Source organism: Achromobacter sp. ESBL13, from assembly GCF_036668755.1.
In the GTDB taxonomy this organism is placed as follows: Bacteria; Pseudomonadota; Gammaproteobacteria; order Burkholderiales; family Burkholderiaceae_B; genus Achromobacter.
This window is the reverse complement of the sequence record NZ_JAZEVT010000027.1, coordinates 1-321: the sequence shown is the minus strand read 5'-3', so window position 1 is coordinate 321 and position 321 is coordinate 1. Positions and strand designations below refer to the sequence as shown.

Annotated in this window: 1 protein-coding gene; it reads right to left on the bottom strand. The window is 60.7% G+C overall.

Features of this window, described 5'->3' with window-relative positions; translation table 11 throughout:
* A partial coding sequence (locus tag V6F88_RS27840) for an Ig-like domain-containing protein (protein ID WP_332613527.1) occupies positions 1-321 on the bottom strand: 321 nt, incomplete at both ends.

The following is a 321-nucleotide window of genomic DNA, read 5'->3' as shown; positions in this document are numbered from 1 at the left end:
CGTTGTAGTTCGCAGCGGGTGCGAAGTCCAAGGTGCCATCGGCCTTCAACGTCACCGAGCCGTTGGTCACGGCGATCGGCGTGCCCACAACAACCGCGCTGCCGTTGATGGCTGTGATGGCGTGGCTGGCGTTTTCAAAGGTGTCGTTCGTATTGACGGCAATGTTGACCGTCGTGTCCTCGTTGGTCGTTACTGTGTCGTTGGCAATGTCCACCACCGCCGAGACCGTAACGCTGACCGTGGACAGGCTGATGTTGCCGTTGCCGTCCGAGATCGACACCACGAAGCTGTCGCCGCCGTAGTAATCCGCCGTCGGCGTGT